This is a genomic window from Kitasatospora nipponensis (assembly GCF_039528135.1).
Taxonomy (GTDB): Bacteria; Actinomycetota; Actinomycetes; order Streptomycetales; family Streptomycetaceae; genus Kitasatospora; species Kitasatospora nipponensis.
Window position 1 is genome coordinate 1 of the sequence record NZ_BAAALF010000514.1, and the last position, 1,047, is coordinate 1,047.

At 66.6% G+C, this 1,047-nt stretch carries 1 protein-coding gene and 1 pseudogene; both read left to right on the top strand.

Going from position 1 to position 1,047, the window contains the following annotated elements:
- Positions 1-172 (top strand): annotated as a pseudogene (locus ABD323_RS41575) (ionic transporter y4hA); the annotation flags it as partial.
- 193 nt (positions 173-365) lie between these two features.
- The coding region (locus ABD323_RS41580) for a substrate-binding domain-containing protein (RefSeq protein ID WP_344447280.1) at positions 366-1,047 on the top strand (682 nt) is incomplete at its 3' end.

Genomic DNA, 1,047 nt, shown 5'->3' on the forward strand with positions numbered 1-1,047 from the left:
CTGGCTGAGCGGCCCCCTGGTCCTCGGCCTCGACGCCACCCACATGATCCTGCTCGCCCTGAGCATCGCCGTCGGCACCCTCACCGTCATGCCCGGCCGGGCCACCCCCCTCCAGGGCGGCGTCCACCTAGCCATCATGGCCGCCTTCCTGGTCCTCGCCGTCAGCCCCTGACGCCCCGGCGCGGCGCGGCCGTGACTGCGGCCGCTCGGGTACACCTGGATTGTTAGCGCTAACAATTGTTCTGGTCAAGCCTGCGGCACGAGACGAAACGGTGACCCGCAGAGCCCTTGACGGGCTTTCTGTGAGCGTTAACACTCAGGTACCGCCGCCCCACCCCAGCGGCGCGGCCACCCATGGAGGAACAGTGCGCAAGCTCTCGATCGGACTCGCTGCGGCGGGCCTCTCGCTCACCCTGGCGGCCTGTGGCCAGAGTGCCAACGGCGTCGGCGACGACGCGGCCAAGAGCGCCGGGAGCGCCAAGGGCGGGCTGGTCGGCATCGCGATGCCGACCAAGTCGTCGGAGCGCTGGATCAACGACGGCAACAACATCGCCAAGGAGTTCCAGGCGAAGGGCTACAAGACCGACCTCCAGTACGGCGACAACGTCGTGGAGAACCAGGTCTCGCAGCTCGAGAACATGATCACCAAGGGCGCCAAGCTGCTGGTGATCGGCGCCATCGACGGCTCCTCGCTCACCAACGTGCTGCAGAAGGCCGCCGACGCCAAGATCCCGGTGATCTCCTACGACCGCCTGATCCGCGGCACCAAGAACGTCGACTACTACGCCACCTTCGACAACTTCAAGGTCGGCGTCCTGCAGGGCAGTTACATCGTCGACAAGCTCGGCCTCAAGGACGGCAAGGGCCCGTTCAACCTCGAGCTGTTCGCCGGTTCCCCGGACGACAACAACGCCAACTTCTTCTTCAACGGCGCGATGAGCGTGCTCAAGCCGTACATCGACGACAAGAAGCTGGTCGTGCAGAGCGGCCAGACCGCCTTCAACCAGGTCGCCACGCTCCCCTGGGACGGCGGGCTCGCGCAGTCGC